The organism is Microbacterium sp. SORGH_AS_0505, assembly GCF_030818715.1.
In the GTDB taxonomy this organism is placed as follows: Bacteria; Actinomycetota; Actinomycetes; order Actinomycetales; family Microbacteriaceae; genus Microbacterium.
On sequence record NZ_JAUTAT010000001.1, the window covers coordinates 1,175,039 to 1,194,658 of the forward strand.

Annotated in this window: 17 protein-coding genes; 6 read left to right on the top strand and 11 right to left on the bottom strand. The window is 70.2% G+C overall.

Going from position 1 to position 19,620, the window contains the following annotated elements:
• Positions 1 to 909, bottom strand: a complete 909-nt coding sequence (locus QE428_RS05885) for an aldose 1-epimerase family protein (protein ID WP_307466874.1) — start codon at positions 907 to 909, stop codon at positions 1 to 3.
• 233 nt (positions 910 to 1,142) lie between these two features.
• Between QE428_RS05885 and QE428_RS05890 the strand changes: the two genes are divergently transcribed.
• On the top strand, positions 1,143 to 3,347 hold the full coding sequence (locus tag QE428_RS05890) for a DEAD/DEAH box helicase (RefSeq protein ID WP_307466877.1): 2,205 nt from the start codon (positions 1,143 to 1,145) through the stop codon (positions 3,345 to 3,347).
• A gap of 22 nt (positions 3,348 to 3,369) precedes the next feature.
• Entirely contained in the window at positions 3,370 to 3,795 is a 426-nt protein-coding gene (locus QE428_RS05895) for a GNAT family acetyltransferase (protein WP_307466880.1), read from the top strand.
• A 1-nt stretch (position 3,796) separates the two neighbouring features.
• Here QE428_RS05895 and QE428_RS05900 read toward each other — a convergent pair whose 3' ends face one another.
• On the bottom strand, positions 3,797 to 4,855 hold the full coding sequence (locus tag QE428_RS05900; RefSeq protein WP_307466883.1) for an Rv2578c family radical SAM protein: 1,059 nt from the start codon (positions 4,853 to 4,855) through the stop codon (positions 3,797 to 3,799).
• Positions 4,856 to 4,950: 95 nt separating this feature from the next.
• Here QE428_RS05900 and QE428_RS05905 point away from each other — a divergent pair, with 95 nt between their 5' ends.
• Entirely contained in the window at positions 4,951 to 5,910 is a 960-nt protein-coding gene (locus QE428_RS05905) for a M15 family metallopeptidase (protein ID WP_307466886.1), read from the top strand.
• Positions 5,911 to 6,051: 141 nt separating this feature from the next.
• A complete protein-coding gene (locus tag QE428_RS05910; protein ID WP_307466889.1) occupies positions 6,052 to 7,215 on the top strand; it encodes an acyl-CoA dehydrogenase family protein in 1,164 nt (387 codons plus the stop codon).
• A gap of 73 nt (positions 7,216 to 7,288) precedes the next feature.
• Here the strand turns inward: QE428_RS05910 and QE428_RS05915 are convergent, their stop codons facing one another.
• The 7 genes from QE428_RS05915 to QE428_RS05945 form a co-directional block, all read right to left on the bottom strand.
• Positions 7,289 to 8,533, bottom strand: coding sequence for a saccharopine dehydrogenase family protein (locus QE428_RS05915; protein WP_133398847.1), 1,245 nt, complete (start codon positions 8,531 to 8,533; stop codon positions 7,289 to 7,291).
• A gap of 22 nt (positions 8,534 to 8,555) precedes the next feature.
• Complete coding sequence (locus QE428_RS05920) at positions 8,556 to 10,100, bottom strand: APC family permease (protein ID WP_133398846.1); 1,545 nt, start codon at positions 10,098 to 10,100, stop codon at positions 8,556 to 8,558.
• A 137-nt stretch (positions 10,101 to 10,237) separates the two neighbouring features.
• The gene (locus QE428_RS05925; protein ID WP_307466895.1) at positions 10,238 to 10,789 is read right to left on the bottom strand and encodes an ECF transporter S component; all 552 of its coding nucleotides are present in this window, start codon (positions 10,787 to 10,789) and stop codon (positions 10,238 to 10,240) included.
• Position 10,790: 1 nt separating this feature from the next.
• Positions 10,791 to 11,612, bottom strand: a complete 822-nt coding sequence (locus tag QE428_RS05930) for a siderophore-interacting protein (RefSeq protein WP_307466898.1) — start codon at positions 11,610 to 11,612, stop codon at positions 10,791 to 10,793.
• 13 nt (positions 11,613 to 11,625) lie between these two features.
• A complete protein-coding gene (locus tag QE428_RS05935; protein ID WP_307466901.1) occupies positions 11,626 to 12,432 on the bottom strand; it encodes an energy-coupling factor transporter transmembrane protein EcfT in 807 nt (268 codons plus the stop codon).
• A complete protein-coding gene (locus QE428_RS05940; RefSeq protein WP_307466905.1) occupies positions 12,429 to 14,210 on the bottom strand; it encodes an ABC transporter ATP-binding protein in 1,782 nt (593 codons plus the stop codon). The genes QE428_RS05935 and QE428_RS05940 overlap by 4 nt, the downstream gene beginning before the upstream one ends.
• A 43-nt stretch (positions 14,211 to 14,253) precedes the next feature.
• Positions 14,254 to 14,808: an ECF transporter S component gene (locus QE428_RS05945; RefSeq protein WP_307466908.1), complete on the bottom strand. Its 555-nt coding sequence runs from the start codon at positions 14,806 to 14,808 to the stop codon at positions 14,254 to 14,256.
• A gap of 145 nt (positions 14,809 to 14,953) precedes the next feature.
• Between QE428_RS05945 and QE428_RS05950 the strand changes: the two genes are divergently transcribed.
• Positions 14,954 to 15,871, top strand: coding sequence for an intradiol ring-cleavage dioxygenase (locus QE428_RS05950; protein ID WP_307466911.1), 918 nt, complete (start codon positions 14,954 to 14,956; stop codon positions 15,869 to 15,871).
• Between the two features lie 4 nt (positions 15,872 to 15,875).
• Here QE428_RS05950 and QE428_RS05955 read toward each other — a convergent pair whose 3' ends face one another.
• On the bottom strand, positions 15,876 to 16,850 hold the full coding sequence (locus tag QE428_RS05955) for a pirin family protein (RefSeq protein ID WP_307466913.1): 975 nt from the start codon (positions 16,848 to 16,850) through the stop codon (positions 15,876 to 15,878).
• A gap of 3 nt (positions 16,851 to 16,853) precedes the next feature.
• Positions 16,854 to 17,162, bottom strand: a complete 309-nt coding sequence (locus QE428_RS05960; protein WP_307466917.1) for a GNAT family N-acetyltransferase — start codon at positions 17,160 to 17,162, stop codon at positions 16,854 to 16,856.
• Between the two features lie 195 nt (positions 17,163 to 17,357).
• On the opposite strand from QE428_RS05960, the gene QE428_RS05965 reads away from it, so the two are divergent.
• A complete protein-coding gene (locus QE428_RS05965; RefSeq protein ID WP_307466922.1) occupies positions 17,358 to 19,619 on the top strand; it encodes a carbon starvation CstA family protein in 2,262 nt (753 codons plus the stop codon).
• The last annotated feature ends 1 nt before the right edge of the window (position 19,620 follow it).

Below are 19,620 nucleotides of genomic sequence, written 5' to 3' on the forward strand. Positions count from 1 at the left end.
TCAGTCGGCCTCGGTGAGGTCGACGCCCCACTCGAGCGTCCACGTCTCGCCGGGCGCGAGTCGGCGGAGGCTCCGTCCGGAGTTGAATGCGTCGGCCGGCGCCGTCATCGGCTCGATCGCGACGGCGACGTCGTGCCCGGGGAACCGATCGGTCGTGAACACCTGCACGTACTCGAAGCCCTCGCCCGCCCACACCGTGAGGCGCCGGGAGTCAGGTGCGACGAGGTGAGCCTCGATGCGACCGCCCCGGCGGGGGAGCCCGGCGAACGCGACGTCGAGCGACAGGTCACCGACGCGTCGCGGTGAGCTCAGGTCGTGCGCCTCGTCGACCAGCTCCTCGGCGATGGGGATGTTCTGCTCGTCGAGGCGGAACCACGTCCGCGCCTCGAGCTGCAGCGACAGGTCGGCCGTGTCGACGTCGGAGATGCGGAAGTAGGGATGGGTTCCGACCGCGACGGGCGCGTCGCCGGCTCCGACATTCGTGATCGCGTGGGTGACGCGCAGTCCGCGCTCCTCGAGCGCGTAGGTCACCCGGTTGTCGAGGTGGTACGGGTACCCCGACTGCGGGAACACGTCCGCGCGCAGGGTGAGGGCGGCATCCGTCTGCTCCTCCGCCCGGTACGGCGCGAACCGCAGCAGCCCGTGCGACGCGTTGCCGAACTTCGGCTCGGTGATCGCGAGCTGGCGGAGCTCGCCGTCGTCCTCCCAGCGGCCGTCGCGGATGCGGTTCGGCCACGGCACCAGGACGATCCCGGATGCCGCGGGTGTCGGCACGTCGTCGGGGTAGTCGGGGACGAGGTCGACCTCCCCGACGCGCAGCGCGCGGAGCGCGGCGCCCACCTCGGTGATCTCGGCGGAGACGCCAGCGGTGTGGAGGGTGAAGCGGGTTCCGGTGGGGTCGGCGGCCATGCGGCCAGCGTATCCGCGCGGCCGCTTCACAGGTGAGGCGGGTATCGTGGAGCAGTCGGCGGAGGACACCGCGCTGTGCGCGGGCATCCTGTGTAGTCCTCGGGGCCGATCTCTAAACCCGATCCGCGGTTTCGGAACCAGTAACTGGAATGGCCCCCGGCCGACGGAAGTCCGGGTCTCACCGTGCGTGCGCGCACGGCGCTGTTTCGTGCGAGAACTCAGAAAGCACACGCATGCCCAAGAACAAGAAGCCGGCCGGCGGCCGCGCGCAGAACTTCGAACCCCGCTACGGCAAGAAGACCTCGTACCAGGACGCGAAGCGTCGCCCCGGTCAGGCCTCCGCCGGAACCGCCGGCAGTAAGAGCCCCAAGCACCGCGGCTTCCGCGCCGCCGAGGAGTCGGCACCCGCCAAGGGCCGCTGGACCGAACAGGACCGCGCCGGCCGGGCAGAAGCCCGCGGCATCCGTTCGAACGCCCGCGGCGACCGCGGCTTCGACGACCGTCCCCGTCGCGACGCCGAGGGCGAGCGTCCGCGTTTCGACCGCGCCGAGCGTCCCCGTTTCGATCGTTCCGGTGGTGCTGAGCGGCCGCGTTTCGACCGGAACGAGCGTCCGGCTCGGTCGTTCGATGACCGTCCGCGTCGCGACGACCGCACCGAGCGCCCCCGTTTCGACCGCAGCGAGCGTCCGGCGCGCAGCTTCGACGACCGTCCGCGTCGGGATGACCGGACCGAGCGTCCGCGTTTCGATCGTTCCGGTGTCGCTGAGCGTCCGCGTTTCGACCGGAACGACCGTCCGGCTCGGTCGTTCGATGACCGTCCCCGTCGTGATGACCGGACCGAGCGTCCGCGCTTCGACCGCAACGACCGCCCCGCGCGTTCGTTCGATGACCGTCCGCGTCGTGATGACCGGACGGAGCGTCCGCGTTTCGACCGCAACGACCGCCCGCAGCGCGACGACCGTCCCCGTCGTGATGACCGGACCGAGCGTCCGCGCTTCGACCGGAACGAGCGTCCGGCTCGGTCGTTCGATGACCGTCCCCGTCGTGATGACCGGACCGAGCGTCCGCGTTTCGACCGCAACGACCGCCCGCAGCGCGACGACCGTCCCCGCCGGGACGACCGGCCCCGCCGCGACGAGCGAGCGAACCGGTCGGATTGGCAAGCCGCCGAGAAGTCGAAGGCGCACCAGGACCACGTCGACGTCGTGCACGAGCGTCTCCAGGCCGAAGCGGTGGATGCCGCATCCGTCGAGCAGGCTTCGTTCAGCGACCTCGGCCTCGGCCAGAACATCGTCCGGACCCTCGAGGGCCTCGGCGCCACGAGCCCGTTCCCGATCCAGGCGGCCACGGTCCGCCCGATCCTCGACGGTCGTGACGTCCTCGCCCGTGGCCGCACCGGCTCGGGCAAGACGATCGCCTTCGGCGCTCCGCTCGTCGAGCGCGTGCTGCGCGGTCAGGCCGGCAAGCGCCGCGCCTGGGGCCGTTCGCCGCAGGCCCTGATCCTCGCGCCGACGCGCGAGCTCGCGCTGCAGATCGACCGCACCGTGCAGGAGCTCGCGCAGAGCGTGGGACTGTTCACGACGCAGGTCTACGGCGGCGTGCCGCAGGGCCGTCAGGTCGGCGCGCTCAAGAAGGGCGTCGACATCGTCATCGGCACTCCCGGCCGCATCGAGGACCTCGAGAAGCAGGGCAAGCTCGACCTGTCGGAGGTCGGCATCGTCGTCCTCGACGAGGCGGACCACATGAGCGAACTGGGCTTCCTCGAGCCGATGCAGCGCATCCTGCGCCTCGTGCAGGACGACGCGCAGAAGCTCCTCTTCTCGGCCACGCTCGACCGCGAGGTCGCCGCGCTCGTCGACGAGTTCCTCGTCGACCCGGCCGTCTACGAGGTCGCCGGCGAGACGCAGGAGACCAGCACGATCGACCACCGCGTGCTCGTGATCGACCACCGCGACAAGGCCGAGATCCTCACGTCGCTGGTCGACCGCGACGGCAAGACGCTCGTCTTCACCCGTACGCGCGCCTACTCCGAGATGCTCGTCGAGCAGTTCGAGGATGCCGGGATCGCCGCCGTCGCCCTCCACGGTGACCTGAACCAGGCCAAGCGCACGCGCAACCTGCAGCGCCTGACCGACGGCAAGGTGAACGTCCTCGTCGCGACCGATGTCGCGGCCCGCGGCATCCACGTCGACGACATCGACCTGGTCGTCCAGGCCGACGCGCCCGACGAGTACAAGACGTACACGCACCGCTCCGGCCGTACCGGTCGCGCGGGCCGCGCGGGCACGGTCGTCACCCTCATCACGCGTCAGCGTCGCCGTCGCATGACCGAGATGCTGGAGCGTGCCGAGATCGACGCGCCGTTCGACGAGGCGCGCGCCGGCGACGACGTGCTCGAGGAGATCACGGGCCGCCAGGCCGCCAACGTCGACGCCTGAGGGTTCTCACTAGGGTGGGCGGATGCCGGTTGTCATCCGCCCCCTCGGTGATCCCGACGTCGAGCAGGTCGTGTCGCTCTGGCACGCGTGCGGTCTGACGCGTCCCTGGAACGATCCGCACCGCGACATCGCACGTGCGCGCGCCGTCTGGCCCGACCTCTTGCTCGTCGCGGCCGACGGCGATCGCGTCGTCGGCTCGGTCATGGCCGGCTACGACGGCCACCGGGGTTGGCTGTACTACCTCGCGACCGACCCGGACCGCCGTAGCGAGGGCATCGGAAGGATGCTGGTCGCCGAGGCGGAGCGCCGACTCGAGGCGCTCGGCTGCCCGAAGGTGATGCTCATGGTCCGCGAGGGGAACGACGCCGTCGCGGAGTTCTACGACACCCTCGGCTATGCCCGCGACGCGACCTCGGTCCTCGGCAAGCGCCTGATCCCCGACGGCTGAGTCAGAACAGCATCGCGGATGCCTGTTCCCGGGTCGCGGTCTTCATGACCGGCCCCGTGGTCCGCACCGGACCCATCCCGCGCGGCGGGACGTCTTCTTCCTCGAGTCGGCCGTGCAGGCCGTGTCGCCGCAGCAGCGGACGCACGCGCGCCGACAGCCACGAGCGGTAGCCCTTCGGCGCCGACACGGCGGCGCCCGGGTACAGGCCACGGTAGGCCGGCACGAGGTCCGGACACTCCCGCTCGAGCCATTGCCAGAACCACTCCTTCGCGCCCGGGCGCAGGTGCAGCGCCCCGAAGACGACCCGACGTGCTCCGGATGCCGCGATCCGCGCGATCGCATCGTCGAGGACGTCGATCCCATCGGTCAGGTGCGGGACGATCGGCATGAGGAAGACGGTCACCGAGAAGCCGGCATCCGTTGCGGCCTTCACCGTGTCGAGCCGTGCCTGGAACGACGGGGCTCCCGGTTCGAGGAGCTGCCGCAGCGGTTCGTGGGGGATTGCGATCGACATGGCGATATGGATCGGGACGTGGGTCGCGGCATCCGTCAGCAAGGGAAGATCGCGGCGCAGCAGCGTGCCCTTCGTCAGGATCGAGAACGGTGTGCCACTGGACGTCAGTGCATCGATGATGGCGGGCATCAGCTTGTAGCGCCCCTCAGCGCGCTGGTACGGATCCGTGTTCGTCCCGAGGGCGACAGGTTCGTGTCGCCACGACGGCTTGGCGAGCTCACGCGCGAGCACCTCTGCGACGTTCACCTTGACGACGATCTGAGAATCGAAATCCGCACCTGCATCGAGGTCGAGGTACGTGTGCGTCTGACGAGCGAAGCAGTAGGCACATGCATGTTGGCAGCCTCGATACGGGTTCACCGTCCACGAGAACGGCATCGCCGACCCGCTCGGCACGTGGTTGAGCGCCGACTTCGCGACGACCTCGTGGAAGGTCATCCCGGCGAACTCCGGCGTGGTGACCGATCGGACGAGGCCGCCCATCGACTCGAGTCCGGGCAGGGCCGCGTCGTCGACCGCCGAGATGTCCTGTCCCTGCCATCGCATCGACCCATTCGAACACATCTACTAATCTGCGTCAACGACACACGCGGAGTTTTCGAACACCACGGATGCCGATGATCTCCTGGCAGACTGTCCCGGTGTCCGAGTCGAGGAGCGCCGTCCGGCGAAGAGTACTCCGTCGTCGACGGCAGCGCCGGGCCCTCGTCCTCCTGACGCTCGCGACGGCCGTCGTGGTGACTCTCGTCATCGTGCTGTCGCGTGCCTTCGCACCCGACGAGGCCGTCGCGGAACCGGCATCCGATCCTGCCGCTGTCGCGTCGTCCCCGGCGGCTTCCCCCGTCACCGAACCCACGGCCGAACCCGTCGACGAGCCCACGCCGATCTGCGAGACGGATGCCGTGACCACCGCGCTCGCGACCGGCTCCGACGGCGATGTGATCGCCGCCTTCGGAGGAGCCAAGCTCTTCCGCGCTGCCGTCGCCGACGGCTCGGCGCCCTGCATCGACCTGCACGAGGCGGGGCGCGTCTGGGTGGTCGCGAACAAGCGGCATCCGTTGAACCCGATCGACCACTGGCCGACACCTCAAGCCCGGCCGCAGGAGCTGCGGATCGTCGCGGGCGGCTGGTTGCTCGACCAGACGGCCGCAGCGCTCGAAGAGCTCGCGATCGACCTCGCCGCGGCGGGTGCTGGGAACATCGGCGTCAGCAGCGGTTTCCGCCCCTACGACAACCAGGTCGAGACCTACAACCGCCATGTCGCGAACCGCGGGAAGGCGGCGGCCGACCTGCGCAGCGCGCGCCCGGGGCACAGCGAGCACCAGACGGGACTCGCCGTCGACGTGGTCGCGTGCGACGCCGGGTGCGGCGACCACGACGGCTTCGGCGGGACGCCGCAGTCGGACTGGATCGTCGAGAACGCGTGGCGCTACGGATTCATCGTCCGCTACGAAGAGGGTCACACCGGCACGACCGGATATTCGGCCGAACCCTGGCATCTGCGCTTCATCGGCCGAGAACTCGCCGCCGCCTATGCGGACGGCGGGTTCCGGACACTCGAGGAATTCTTCGGGCTCGAGCCCGCCCCTGACTACGACTGAGGGCGCGGCACTCAGTCGCGCCCGCCCTGGCATTCGATCCCACGACGCGCGTACAGTGAACGGTGGCGACGCCGCCACGAGCGCAGCGTCGCGCGTGTGTGAAAGCCGTGTGTGAAAGCACAGACACGAAGGGGGCCGCGCATGGAGCGGAACATCTACGAAGAGGACCACGAAGCGTTCCGCGACGTCGTCAAGGAGTTCGTCAAGCGGTATGTCACGAACGAGAAGCGCGAACAGTGGGATGCCGCCGGCGAGATCGACCGCGCGACGATGCTCGCGGCGGGCGAGGCGGGCGTCATCGGCCTGAGCGTCCCCGAGGAGTTCGGCGGCGCGGGCATGCTGCAGGACTATCGCTTCCGCACGGTCGTGAACGAGGAGATCATCCGCGCCGGAGCGGGCTCGCTCGCCGGCGCTTTCGGCATCCAGGACGACCTCGCCGTGCCCTACCTCGTCCACATGGGCACCGATGCCCAGAAGCAGAAGTGGCTGCCGCGCATGGCGACCGGTGAGATCATCGGCGCCCTCGCGATGACCGAGCCGGGTGCAGGCTCCGACCTCCGCGGCATCTCGACCACCGCGAAGAAGACCGACGGCGGCTACATCGTCAACGGTGCGAAGACGTTCATCTCCTCCGGCGCGACAGCCGACATCTTCGTCGTCTTCGTCAAGACGGGCGAGGGCAACCGTCCCGACGCGTTCTCGCTGCTGCTGCTCGAGGCCGACATGGCCGGGTTCGATCACGGCAAGAAGCTGCACAAGATGGGCTTCCACGGGCACGACACGGCGGAGCTCAGCTTCACCGACGTCTTCGTCCCCGATGCGAACCTCATCGGCGGTGAGGAGGGCAAGGGGTTCGTCCAGCTGATGATGAACCTGCCCCTCGAGCGCCTGTCGATCGGTGTCGCGGGCGCGGCCGCCGCGCAGGCCGGCGTCGAATGGACGATCGCCTACACGAAGGACCGTGAGGCGTTCGGCCAGCGGATCATCGACTTCCAGAACACGCGCTTCGCGATGGCCGACCTCGTCACGACCGTCGACGTCATGTGGGCCTACATCGACCGGGCGATCGCGCTCTACGGCGAGAACAAGCTCTCGGCGGAGGATGCCGCCCAGGTCAAGTTCTGGGCCACCGAGCGCGAGTGGGAGGTGCTCGACGCCTGCGTCCAGCTGCACGGCGGCTACGGCTACATCATGGAGTACCCGATCGCGCGCGCCTTCCTCGATGCTCGCGTCCACCGCATCTACGGCGGCACGAACGAGATCATGCGCGACATCGTCTCGCGCCGGATCGCCGGCAAGCGCTGACCACACGACCCGAGGTCCCGATCGGGCCGGAAACGATGCGACGTTTCCCGGCCCGATCGGGACCTCGGTCGCGTCAGGCCTCGGACGGAACGGGATGCGGCTGCTCCCGCATGCCCCACGGCGAGCCGTAGCCCTCGGGCTTCGGCGCGGCGAGCAGGTCGAGGAACGGCTTCGCGTCGAACGCCTCGGGGCCGAGCACGCCCGTGCCCGACCAGGTGCCGCGGGCGAGGAGCTCGAGCGCGATGACGGGGTTGATCGCGGTCTGCCAGACGACGGCCTGCGAGTTGTCCTCGCGCATCGTCTGCTCGTTGTCAGCCACGTGGTACAGGTACGTCGAGCGCGGCTGCCCGTCCTTGCCGGTGCCTGTCACCCACACGCCCGCGCAGGTCTTGCCGCTCATCCTGTCGCCGATCGTGGCGGGGTCGGGAAGGGCCGCCGCCACGACGTCGCGCGGCGAGACCTGCACCCCCTTCACCGTCAGCGGGTCGGTCTTGTCGAGGCCGAGCTTGTTGAGCACCCGCAGCACCTCGATGAACTCGTCGCCGAGGCCGTACTTGAATGTCACGCGCTTGGCCTTGGTCCACCGCGGCATGAGGAGCACCTCCTCATGCTCGACGTTGACGCATTCGACCGGCCCGATCCCCTCGGGGAAGTCGAACACCTCCGGCTCGCTGAACGGCTCGGTGACGTACCAGCCCTTCCCCTCCTCGTAGATCACGGGCGGGTTCAGGCACTCCTCGATCGTCGTCCAGATCGAGAACGACGGCGCGAAGTCGTAGCCGGCGACGACGAGGTTCGCCCCGTCGCGGACGCCGAGCTCGTCGATCTCGTCGAACAGCTCGTCCTCGGCGTAGCGGGCGAACACGTCCGACAGGCCCGGCTCGACGCCGATCCCGACGAGCGCCAGGCGCCCGGCATCCTGCCACTCCTGCTCCTTCGCGAACTGCGCGTCGCCGAGCTTCACGCCCACCTTCTCGTAGGGGCGCTCCGGATGCCGCTGCGACAGGCTCATGGCCATGTCGAGGTACGTCGCCCCGGCCGCGAACGCGCCGTCGAAGATCGGCATGACGAACCGGGGGTCGACGGCGTTCAGCACGTGGGTGGCGGAGTGCTCGCGGATGAGGGATGCCACGGACTCCGCGCTCGAGGCATCCACCTGCGCGGCCACGAAGCGCTCGTCGCCGAGCTCGTCCACGAGCGCCTGCGGGCGGGCCGGGTCGTAATCGGCGATGACGACGGCCTCGAAGAAGTCGCGGCGGCGGAGGATGCGGGCGGCAGCACTGCCGACACCGCCAGCGCCGATGATGAGGATGCGCATGCGGGAGGTTCCTTTCGGGCGGTCAGATGCCGCCGTCGATCGAACGGGGGAGCGAGCTGGTGTCGTCGGGGACGAGGACGGGGGTGTCGCGGTTGAGGCTCTCGCCACGGAAGAAGCGCTTGGCCCGGGGGAAGAAGAACCAGACGACCATGAGGACCACGCCCAGCGCGAGCGCCCCGATGCCGACGACGAACGTCGAGCCGATCCCGAGCAGCGTGCCGTAGTAGCTGTAGTCGGGAGCGAGCATGTCGATCGCCGACTGGACGAACGCGTAGGTGAGCATGAGTGCGCCGATGAGCGGGAACAGCCCCTTGAAGAAGAAGTCGCGCGCGGAGCGGAACAGGTCGGCGCGGAAGTACCAGACGCACGCGTACCCCGTGAGGGCGTAGTAGAAGGCGATCGCGAGGCCGAGGGAGAGGATCGTGTCCTGCAGGATCGCATCGCTGATCGTCGTCATGACGACGTAGTAGACAATCGCGACGACGCCCATGACGAGCGTCGAGAACGAGGGCGTCCGGTAGTCGGGGTGAACGTCCTTGAACTTGGCGGGGAGCGCCCGGTAGACGCCCATCGCGAGGGTGCCGCGCGCCGTCGGGAGGATCGTCGTCTGCGTCGACGACACCGCCGAGATGAGCACGGCGACCACGAGCAGCCAGCCCCACGGCCCGAGCAGACCGTCGCGGATGCCGAGGAAGAAGTCGTCGGCGTTCTCGGGGTTGCCGAGCCCACCCCCCTCCTCGCCGAGGCCCGCGTACATCATCGCCGCGATCGTCACCGAGACGTAGGTGACGAGGAGGAGGACGCAGGTCAGCAGCGCGGCCAACCCCGGGATGCGCTTGGGGTCCTTCGTCTCCTCGTTGAGGGCGAGGCACGTGTCCCAGCCCCAGTAGATGAAGATCGCGAGCAGGATCGCCTCGACGAACCCGCCCCAGTCGCCGAACGCGAACGGGTTGAGCCATTCCCAGCTGAAGGGCGTCGCGTCCGGTGCGCCCCCCGTGAAGAACTGCGTGAGGGCGGCGATCACGAAGATGATGAGGGCGAGGTACTGGATGCCGAGTAGCACGTTCTGGATGCGCTCGCCGATCTCGACGCCGCGCCACGAGATCCAGGTCATCGCCGCGATGAAGGCGACGGCCACCAGGATGATCCGCCAGTCGTTCTGCTCCTCGAACTCCTGCCCGAGGAGAGCCCAGAAGTAGACCGAACCGACCTGAGCGAGGTTGGCGAGCACGATCATTCCGGCGATCGCGACGCCCCAGCCGCCCATCCACCCCACCCACGGTCCGAACGCCTTCGTCGCCCATGTGAACGCCGTCCCGCAATCGGGGACGGCGTTGTTGAGCTCGCGGTAGGCGAAGGCGATGAGCAGCATCGGGATGAACGCGATCACGAACGCGATCGGCGCCTGCCCTCCCACGGCCAGGACGACGTAACCGAGCGTCGCGACGAGCGAATACACCGGCGCGGTCGAAGCGAGGCCGATGACGGTCGACCCCCACAGGCCGAGCGTGCCGGTGGCGAGACCCTTGCCGTCCGGCCGGGTCAGGTGAACGGGTGTCGTGGTCACGCGGGCCTCCTCAGAAACGCGAACCGCCCCCGCACGGGGGGCGGTCGGCGACCTCGGGAGTGCCGGCCTCGCGGGAAGGGTGCCTCACAGTAGCACCGGTGATCACGCGCGCACGAGGGGCATTCTGCGGCATCCGTTCAGGCGGTCCGGGGCGCCCGCCGTCGCGCCAGACGGGCCACTCCGGCCGCGCGCAACCGGTCGGCGAGGAGGATGCCGGCCCACGTCCCCACGAGGCAGCTGACCGCGCAGAGCGCGATGAACAGCGCGACGAGTGGAGGGCTCATCGACCACAGGTCGAACGACTGCGCGGCGAGGATCGGATACGCGACGCCGACCGCCGCGCCGCCGGCGTAGTGGAGCCACGTCGCCCAGCGGCGGTACAGGGTCACGAAGAAGGGCAGCTCGGGGAACAGCGACCAGAACACCGTGGTCGCGACCGCGGAGATCGTCCAGAACGGTGCGAGGACGAGACCCGAGATGACGCCGACGAGAAGCCCCGCGAACGGTCGGTTGAGCAGGCGCAAGGCGATGACGGCGGGCATGACCCAGAGCCCGGCGATCGCGACGCTCGCGAAAGGGATCGTGGCGAACACGCCCAGCGACACCCACCATCCGACCGCGAGCACGATCCCCGAGGCGACGCCGATTGCCGCGCAGGTGAGCAGGTACGCGGTGGTGATCTTCCCCATGTCAGTGTCCCGTCGTCGAGCGCCAGTATCCGATGAAGCTGATCGCCGCCTTGTCGACGCTGTGAGCGACGAGGTGACGACGGGCGGAGGTCGGCAGGTGCTGCTCGCCGACGATGAAGTAGTGGGCGCCCGCCATGGGATCGAGCCGCTCGAGCTCGGCGAGAGCGCTCCGGCCGGGCGCGGCATCCGCCTCCCGCACCAGCCAGCGGACCTCGACACCGGCAGGGGCGTCGATCGGCAGGACGTCCGCCGCGGTCGGGGCCTCGACGATCGCGATGCCGGTGGCGGATGCCGGTAGCGAGGCGCAGATGCCGGCCACCGCCGGCGCGCCCGTCTCGTCGGCGACGAGCACGACGCGCTCCACTCCGCGCGCCGGGTTGAACCCGAGGCCCTCGTCGATGATCACGACGCTCTCGCCGGGTTGCGCACGCTCGGCCCATCCCGAGGCCGGACCCGCGGCATCCCCGTCACCGTGCAGGACGAAGTCGACGTCGATCTCGGCGCCGCGGTCGGCGGATGCCGCGCGGTACGCCCGCACGGTGTAGTTGCGCATCACGGGGCGGACGCCCTCGGGGATGCGCAGGAACCGGAGGTACCCCAGCAGCCCGTTCGCCTTGGCGGGGATGCGGTCGAGCCCCTCCTCACCGCCGATGGGCAGGAACAGGCGGAACCACTGGTCGTACCCGCGGAAGGTGAATCGGTCGATCTCGCCGCCGCCGAGGGTGACGCGCATCCAGTGCGGAGCGATCCTCTCGGTCCGCACGACGGTGAGGTGCAGGAGCTCCTGCACCTCGGGTTTCACGAGTGCGCTGGCGCGGGCCATCGCCATCCTTTCGTCACAGGGTCCACGGGAAGAGGGCGATGAGCGCGGTCGCCGAGGCGATCCAGAAGACGGCGGTGAAGACGGTGTCACGCCGTCGCCAGGGCAGCAGGTGCCGTTCGGTGCGGTCGGGGTGGGCGCCGAAGGCGCGGGCGTCCATCGCGAGCGCCACACGCTCGGCGTGACGGATCGCGCCCGCCAGCAGCGGCACGATGTAGCCCCACCAGCGGGCGATCGCCGCGAGGGGACCTCGGCCGACGTGGGCTCCGCGCACCCGGTGGGCCTGGCGGATGACCTCGAGCTCGTAGCCGAAGCGCGGCACGAAGCGGAACGCGGCGAGTGCCGTGTACCCGATGCGGTACGGCACGCGCAGCTGCTGCACCAGCGCGCGGACGAGGTCGGAGCCCGTCGTGGTGAGCCCCGCGATGAAGCCCAGGGCGAGGATCGCGGCGAGCCGCAGGCCCGTCGCCAGCCCCACCTCGATCGCGCCGAGGTACAGCGTCCAGTCACCGACCGAGAGGATCGGCATTGCCTGATCGACCCGTTCCGGGTCGGCCCACAGCGACAGCGCCAAGCCGATCACCGCCGCGCCGACGGGGACCGCGACGAACAGCAGCAGGGCGACGCGACCGGTGAGCCGCGCGCCCGTGAGCACGAGGACGTACGCCGACCCGAGGAAGACGGCTGGGGTGGCGAGGTCGCGCGTCAAGATGAGCAGCAGCATCGCCGGCAGCGGACCGGCGAGCTTGGCCAGCGGACTCAATCGCGTGAGCCACCCGCCTGCGGGCGCCGCGACGGCGTAGGGGTCGATCGCGGTGGTCATCCGGCCGCCGCCTCGAGGTCGGCGAGTCGGTTGATCGTCCTGAGGGACGGATGCCGCGTCACGCCGCGCAGGGCCGCCGTGAGCGGCGGGGTGCGCAGTCCCGATCGGCGCAGCAGCGCCTCGTCGGCGAACACGTCCCGCGTGGGGGCGTCGGCGACGATGCGTCCGCCGTCGACGACGATCGTGCGGGTCGCGTACTCGGCGACGAGCTGCATGTCGTGGGTGACGACGAGGATCGTCGTGCCGTCCTGGTTCAGACCGCGGAGCAGGCGAAGCAGTTCGTCGGCGCGCGCGCGATCCTGTCCGAACGTCGGTTCGTCGAGCGCGAGGATCGGCGCGCCGCCGACGAGGGCCGTCCCCACGGACAGTCGGCGCTTCTGCCCGCCCGAGAGCAGGAACGGGTGGACGCCGGCCTTGTCCTCGAGGCCAAACCGCGTCAGAACCTCCATCGTCTGCTCGCGGACCTCATCTGCGGAGAGATGACGGCCGCGCAGGCCGTGGGCCAGCTCGTCGAAGACGGTGGGAGCGATGAACTGATGCTCGGGATTCTGGAAGACGAACCCGATGCGCCGCGAGAGGTCGCGGAGCGGGGTGCGCGCGGCGTCCGCTCCCGCCACGCGGACGGTGCCTCGCGGCGGCGGGACGACCCCCGCGATCGCCTGCAGCAGGCTGGTCTTCCCCGCCCCGTTCGCTCCGACGACGGCGACGAACTCGCCTGGCGCGACCGCCAGGTCGACGTCGTGCAGCACCTCGCGCCGGCCGCGGCGGAGGGTGAGCCCGCGCACCTCGACCGCCGGGTGCGCCGGATGCAGGTCCAGCGACGGATCCGGTGCCCGTTCGGCCGCCCCCCGCGCATCTGAACCTGCACTGGGTACGGGGGCGTCGACCTGCTCGAGGGCCTCGCGGAGTTCGGCGGCGGTCAGCGGCATCCGCTCGATCCGCCATCCGGCACGGCGCAGGGCGAGGGCGGCGAGGGTCGACACGGGCAGCCACACACCCATCGTGTGGAGTTGCTCGGCGCGCTCGCGGAGAACCTCGTCGACCGCGCCGTCGGCGACCGTCCGGCCCGCGGCATCGAGGACGACGACCCGGTCGGCGAGTCCCACGGCGGCATCGAGGTTGTGCTCGACGAGGAGGATCGATCGACCGTCGGCGACCACGGCGGTGAGCGCGTCGTAGACGTCCTCGATGCCGGCCGGGTCGAGGTTGGCCGTGGGTTCGTCGAGGACGAGCAGATCGGAACCGAGGGCGAGCGCGCTCGCGATGGCGAGGCGCTGCTTGCCTCCGCCCGACAGGCGGTCGGGGTTCTCGTGACGCCTCTCCCACAGCCCCATCACCCGGAGCGCGTCCTCGGTGCGCGACAGCACGTCCTCGACCGGCAGCCGCAGGTTCTCGGGGCCGAAGGCGACGTCGTCGAGCAGCGAGCCGGTGATGAGCTGCGCGTCCGGGTCCTGGAAGACCATCCCCACGCGCGAGGCGAGCGTCGCCACGGGTGTCGTCGTCGCGTCGAGGCCGGCGACCGACACCGTGCCGGTGAGCTCGGCCGGCACGGCTTGGGGGATCAGCCCGTTCAGGGCGAGGGCGAGGGTGGACTTCCCCGATCCGCTCGGTCCGAGCAGGAGCACGACTTCGCCCGCCGCGACATCGAACGAGACGGATGCCGGTGATGCCGAAATCGCCCCCTCGTGCACGATCGCGAGATCCCGGACGTGCAGAAGCGCGGGCGGGGCTCCCGGGGCGAGCGGGGCTTCGGTGGCGCCGGAGTCGGCAGAGGTCACGAGAGTCCAAACGAGGAGGGGTGACTCCTAGGTTAGCCTGCCCTTACCTGCTCCTGAGGGGCTGTCGCGCGACACCCGCCTGGCGCAGGCTCGAGCCCACGCCGAGGCCGGCGGCGGTCCACGCGACGGGCCCGAGGATCGAGAACACGAAGTAGGCGACCTGCGCCCAGGTGGGGAGGATCGTGAGGTCGGCGGCGAAGGCGACCGCCACGGCGACGACGACCCCGATGGCGACGGCCGAGACGTAGAAGCGCCAGCGCCCCCAGGCGCGGTAGCGGGTGAGGGCGGCGACGCCCTCCTGGATCGCGCCGAACAAGAGCGCCGTGGCGAGGAACCGGCCTATCCACGCCGGGTTCACGGCGCTCGCGACGAGGGCGGCGAGGACGTGCGTCGTCAAAGCGACCAGCGGCATCCGGAAAACCTGCTGCGCGATGATGCCCGGCAGGACGTGGGAACCGAGGACGAGGCCGTACGCGTAGGGAGCCGCCGCGATCACGAACGGCGTGAGGATGCCGGCGACCCCGCCGAGCAGGCCCGTCGCCACTCCGAGTGCCGCGCAGACCAGCAGCACGCGCGTCGAGAGTAGGGTCCGGGTCACGGGTCCAAGGCTATCCGCGCGTGCGGAACCACTGGGCCGTGCAAAACCGCGGAACGGCGGCGGCCACAGTGTTCCCATAGCCTTGCCACCGAGGGCGCATCACCCCCTCCGCCACGCTGGGATCCGACACCGAGGAGACCGCCCCGTGAACAGCCCCGAACCGACTCGCACACCCGACGGCCCCGCTTTCGAAGGCCGGTTGCTCGACCGGCCCGACGACGACGTCGTCGATCAGGGCGCCGCCTTCGACATCCGCACGCTCCTCACCCGCCGCGGCATGCTCGGCGCCGTCGGCATCGCCGCCGGAGCCGCCCTCCTCGCCGCGTGCACGCCGCGCGGGTCCGTGGCGCCGAGCTCGGCCGCCGCCTCGCCGGCCGCGACCCCCTCGGCGACGGCGACCGCCGGCGGCGCGGCCACCGCCCTGCCCTCCGGCGAGATCCCCGAGGAGACGGCCGGACCGTTCCCCGGCGACGGCTCGAACGGGCCCGATGTGCTCGAGGGCAGCGGAGTCGTGCGGAGCGACATCCGCGCCGATGTCGGCGGCGGTGACGCCGTCGACGGTGTGCCCCTCTCGTTCACGCTGCGCCTGACCGACATGGCGAACGGCGACCGTCCCTTCGCGGGGGTCGCCGTCTACGTGTGGCACTGCGACGCCGAGGGGCGGTACTCGATGTACACGAGCGGCGTCGAGGACCGCTCGTGGCTTCGCGGTGTCCAAGTGACGGATGCCGACGGCCAGGTCACGTTCACGTCGATCTTCCCCGGCTGCTACCCGGGCCGCTGGCCGCACATCCACTTCGAGGTCTACCCCGACGCCGCATCGATCACGGACTCGGGGAATGCGATCGCGACCTCGCAGTTGGCGTTCCCGCAGTCCGCGGCGTCGGCCGTGTACGCGCGGGCGGGCTACGGGGACTCGGCGAGCAACCTCGGCCGGCTCTCGCTCGCGTCGGACATGGTCTTCGGCGACGACGGCGGAGCGCTGCAACTCGCGACCATGACCGGGGATGTCGATGCGGGGTACACGGCCTCGCTCGTCGTCCGGGTCGACACGGCGACCTGAGATCTCAGAGCCGCCGGCGGCGTTTCGTGAGGCGGACGGTGGGCAGCGGCGGCGCCGGGATGCGCTCGTCGCCGTGGGTGACGACGTGACCGAAGCGCGGGGAGTCCGCCTCCCACTCCTCCCGTGCGGCGACGATCTCGTCGTGACTGCGCCCCACGAAGTTCCACCACATGACGATGTCGCTCTCGAAAGGCTCGCCGCCCAGCACGAAGACCGTGACATCGGTCGGCGCCTCGATCTCGATGACCTCCCGCGCAAGGCCCAAGTAGAGCAGATCGTGGTCGCCGAGCTCGACCGACTCCTCATCGGCGGCGTGCACGAGGGGTGCGCCGTCGACACCCACGAGGGCGTGCTCCCACGCCGGGTTCAGCGGGATCCGCACGCGGGCTCCCGCGGGGAGGAACACCTCCGCGCCGACGATCGGCGTGTACATCCTCGCGGGTGAGTGGATGCCGGCGAGCTCGCCGACTACGACGACCGCCGCCGCGCCGTCGCCCAGGTCCACGACGGGCAGATCGGTGTGCCGCTCGAAGTCGGGCCCGCCGTGGCGGCGCGACTCGGGCAGTGCGACCCAGAGCTGCAGGGCGTCGGTGACGGTGGGCTCGTCGCCCATCGAGTACTCGGAGTGGGCGATGCCCGCGCCGCTGGTCATGATGTTCAGCTGCCCGCGCTTGATGACGACGTCCGAGCCGATGGTGTCGCGGTGGCGGGTCTCGCCGGCGAACGGCCACGTGACGGTCTGCAGGCCGATGTGCGGATGCGGCTCGACTCGCATCGTGGTGACCTGCGGTCCGAATCGGTCGAGGAAGCACCAGGCGCCGACCATCGGCAGCTCGCGCTGCGGCAGGGCACGGTGCACCTGCATGCCGCGGACGCCGCCGAGCGGCACCTCGCGGGCGGTCAGCAGCAGCGCCCTCGGGCCGTCACAGGATGCCGGGGCGTCGACGGTCTCGGTCGGGTCGGCGTCGAGGCGGGTCATCCTTCACTCCGCGTCGGGAGAGGCGACCGTGAGGCCGGGGACGTCGTGCTCCGCGAGGTAGCCCGCGACGAACGGGCACTGAGGGACGACCTCGTCGCCACGGCGGGCGAGGTCGGCGAGCGCGTCGGCGACGAGGGTCGAGCCGAGGCCCTGGCCCTTGTAGGCGGCGTCGATCTTGGTGTGGGGCATCACGGTGCGGCCCGCGTCGTCCACGGTGAAGAGGGTGTAGCCGGCCACCGCCCCGTCGACGTGGATCTCGTAGCGGTTCTTCTCGTCGTTGCGCGTGACCGTCGGTGCGGCGTCGTCTGCCACGGGGACTCCCTCTGTCGTGTGGGTCAACCGTAAGCGCCTCGCGCACCTCGCCGCCAGGACTGGACAACCGGGAACCCCGCCGTTCGTCGCGCCGGTGACGCCGCTCGTCGCAGCACCCTCCGAGCGAGCCGGGGGAGGCGGCATCCGTCTTCTTACCCTGACGTGTACGCAAAGACGCGCCCGAAGGAGTCGCCCATGTCTGCACCGTCGCGCCGTGGCAAGGCCGCCACGCTCGAACCCGATCCCTCCCTTCCCCCCGTCGCCCTCACCGAGGAGCAGAAGACCAGAGACGGCCGCTGGACGCCGCTGAAGATCGTGGTCTGGGCGCTTGTCGCCCTCGCCGGTGGTCTCGGCTGGACGATGCTCGCCATCGTCCGTGGTGAGACCGTCAACGCGATCTGGTTCGTGTTCGCCGCGGTCGCGACGTACCTGATCGGCTACCGGTTCTACTCGAAGGTCATCGAGAAGCACCTGCTGCGCCCCGACGACCGTCGAGCCACCCCCGCCGAGGTCAAGCAGGACGGGAAGGATTACGTCCCGACCGACCGTCGCGTCCTCTACGGCCACCACTTCGCCGCCATCGCCGGCGCGGGTCCCCTCGTCGGTCCTGTGCTCGCGGCGCAGATGGGCTTCCTCCCCGGCACCATCTGGATCATCGTCGGCGTCGTGCTCGCCGGTGCTGTCCAGGACTACACGGTGCTCTTCTTCTCGATGCGCCGCGGCGGCCGCACGATCGGTCAGATGGCTCGCCAGGAGCTCGGCAAGATCGGCGGCACCGCCGCGATCGTCGCGTCGCTGCTGATCATGCTGATCATCGTCGCGATCCTCGCCCTCGTCGTCGTCAACGCGCTCGGCGAGAGCCCGTGGGGCGTCTTCTCGGTGTCGATGACGATCCCGATCGCCCTCTTCATGGGCCTGTACCTGCGGTACCTCCGCCCCGGCAAGGTCACCGAGGTCTCGATCATCGGCTTCGTCCTGCTCATCGGCGCGATCGTCGCCGGCGGCTGGGTCGCCGAGACCGCATGGGGCCAGGAGTTCCTGCACCTCGACCGCAGCGTCATCGCCTGGGGCATCATCATCTACGGCTTCATCGCCGCCGTCCTCCCCGTCTGGCTGCTGCTCGCCCCCCGCGACTACCTCTCGACGTTCATGAAGATCGGCGTCATCGTGATGCTCGCCGGCGCGATCGTCCTCGTCCGCCCCGAGATCACCGTTCCCGCCGTCACCGACTTCGCCCTCGAGGGCACCGGGCCGGTCTTCGCAGGGCCCCTCTTCCCCTTCCTGTTCGTGACGATCGCGTGCGGTGCCCTCTCGGGCTTCCACGCGCTCATCGCCTCGGGCACGACCCCCAAGCTCGTCGAGAAGGAGCGCCAGACGCGCTTCATCGGGTACGGCGGCATGATCATGGAGTCCTTCGTCGCGATCATGGCCCTCGTCGCCGCCATCTCGATCGACCAGGGCATCTACTACGCGATGAACGCGTCGGCGGCGTCGACCATGGGCACCGTGGAGGGTGCCGTGGCTTTCGTCAACTCGCTCGGCATCACGGGGGTGAACCTCACCCCCGAGATGCTCACGAGCACGGCGGCGGCGGTCGGCGAAGAATCGATCGTCTCGCGCACCGGTGGTGCCCCGACGCTCGCGCTCGGCCTCGCGCACATCATGCAGCAGGCCCTCGGCGGCCCCGCGATGATGGCCTTCTGGTACCACTTCGCGATCATGTTCGAGGCGCTGTTCATCCTCACGGCGGTGGATGCCGGAACCCGCGTCGCGCGGTTCATGCTGCAGGACTCGATCGGCCACTGGGTCCCCAAGTTCCGCGACGTGTCGTGGCGTCCCGGCGTCTGGATCACGACCGCGATCATGGTCGCCGGCTGGGGAGCGATCCTCATCCTCGGCGTCACCGACCCGCTCGGCGGTATCAACACGTTCTTCCCGCTGTTCGGCATCGCCAACCAGCTGCTCGCCGCGATCGCGCTCGCCGTGGTCCTCGCGATCATCGCGAAGCGCGGCCCGACGTACGTGCGGTGGCTGTGGATCGTGGCCCTGCCGCTCGCGTTCGCGGCCGTCGTGACGATCACCGCCTCGGCCTACAAGATCTTCTCGCCGAACCCGGCGATCGGATACTGGTCGAACCACTTCCGCTACCGCGACGCGCTGGCACAGGGGAACACCGAACTCGGCGAGCCGGCGGTCATGGAGGCCGTCATCCGCAACACCTTCGTGCAGGGCACCCTGTCGATCGTGTTCGTCGTCCTCGCCATCATCGTGATCATCGCCTCGGTGATCGTCACGATCGCCGCGATCCGCCGCGGCGGCGGCGAGAACCACGAGGACGAGCCGGTGCCCTCGCGCCGCTTCGCCCCCGCCGGGCTCATCGGCACCGCCTCCGAGCGCGAGCTCGAGAAGCAGTGGGAGCCGATCCTCGCCGACGAGCGCGCAGCGAACAGGCACTGAC

Coding starts and splice junctions, on each gene's coding strand:
- QE428_RS05910 (WP_307466889.1), top strand. CDS start 6,052: ATGGAGCGGAACATCTACGAAGAGGACCACGAAGCGTTCCGCGACGTC.
- QE428_RS05900 (WP_307466883.1), bottom strand. CDS start 4,855: ATGCGATGGCAGGGACAGGACATCTCGGCGGTCGACGACGCGGCCCTG.
- QE428_RS05935 (WP_307466901.1), bottom strand. CDS start 12,432: ATGACCACCGCGATCGACCCCTACGCCGTCGCGGCGCCCGCAGGCGGG.
- QE428_RS05965 (WP_307466922.1), top strand. CDS start 17,358: ATGTCTGCACCGTCGCGCCGTGGCAAGGCCGCCACGCTCGAACCCGAT.
- QE428_RS05895 (WP_307466880.1), top strand. CDS start 3,370: ATGCCGGTTGTCATCCGCCCCCTCGGTGATCCCGACGTCGAGCAGGTC.
- QE428_RS05915 (WP_133398847.1), bottom strand. CDS start 8,533: ATGCGCATCCTCATCATCGGCGCTGGCGGTGTCGGCAGTGCTGCCGCC.
- QE428_RS05930 (WP_307466898.1), bottom strand. CDS start 11,612: ATGGCCCGCGCCAGCGCACTCGTGAAACCCGAGGTGCAGGAGCTCCTG.
- QE428_RS05925 (WP_307466895.1), bottom strand. CDS start 10,789: ATGGGGAAGATCACCACCGCGTACCTGCTCACCTGCGCGGCAATCGGC.
- QE428_RS05955 (WP_307466913.1), bottom strand. CDS start 16,850: ATGACCCGCCTCGACGCCGACCCGACCGAGACCGTCGACGCCCCGGCA.
- QE428_RS05885 (WP_307466874.1), bottom strand. CDS start 909: ATGGCCGCCGACCCCACCGGAACCCGCTTCACCCTCCACACCGCTGGC.
- QE428_RS05890 (WP_307466877.1), top strand. CDS start 1,143: ATGCCCAAGAACAAGAAGCCGGCCGGCGGCCGCGCGCAGAACTTCGAA.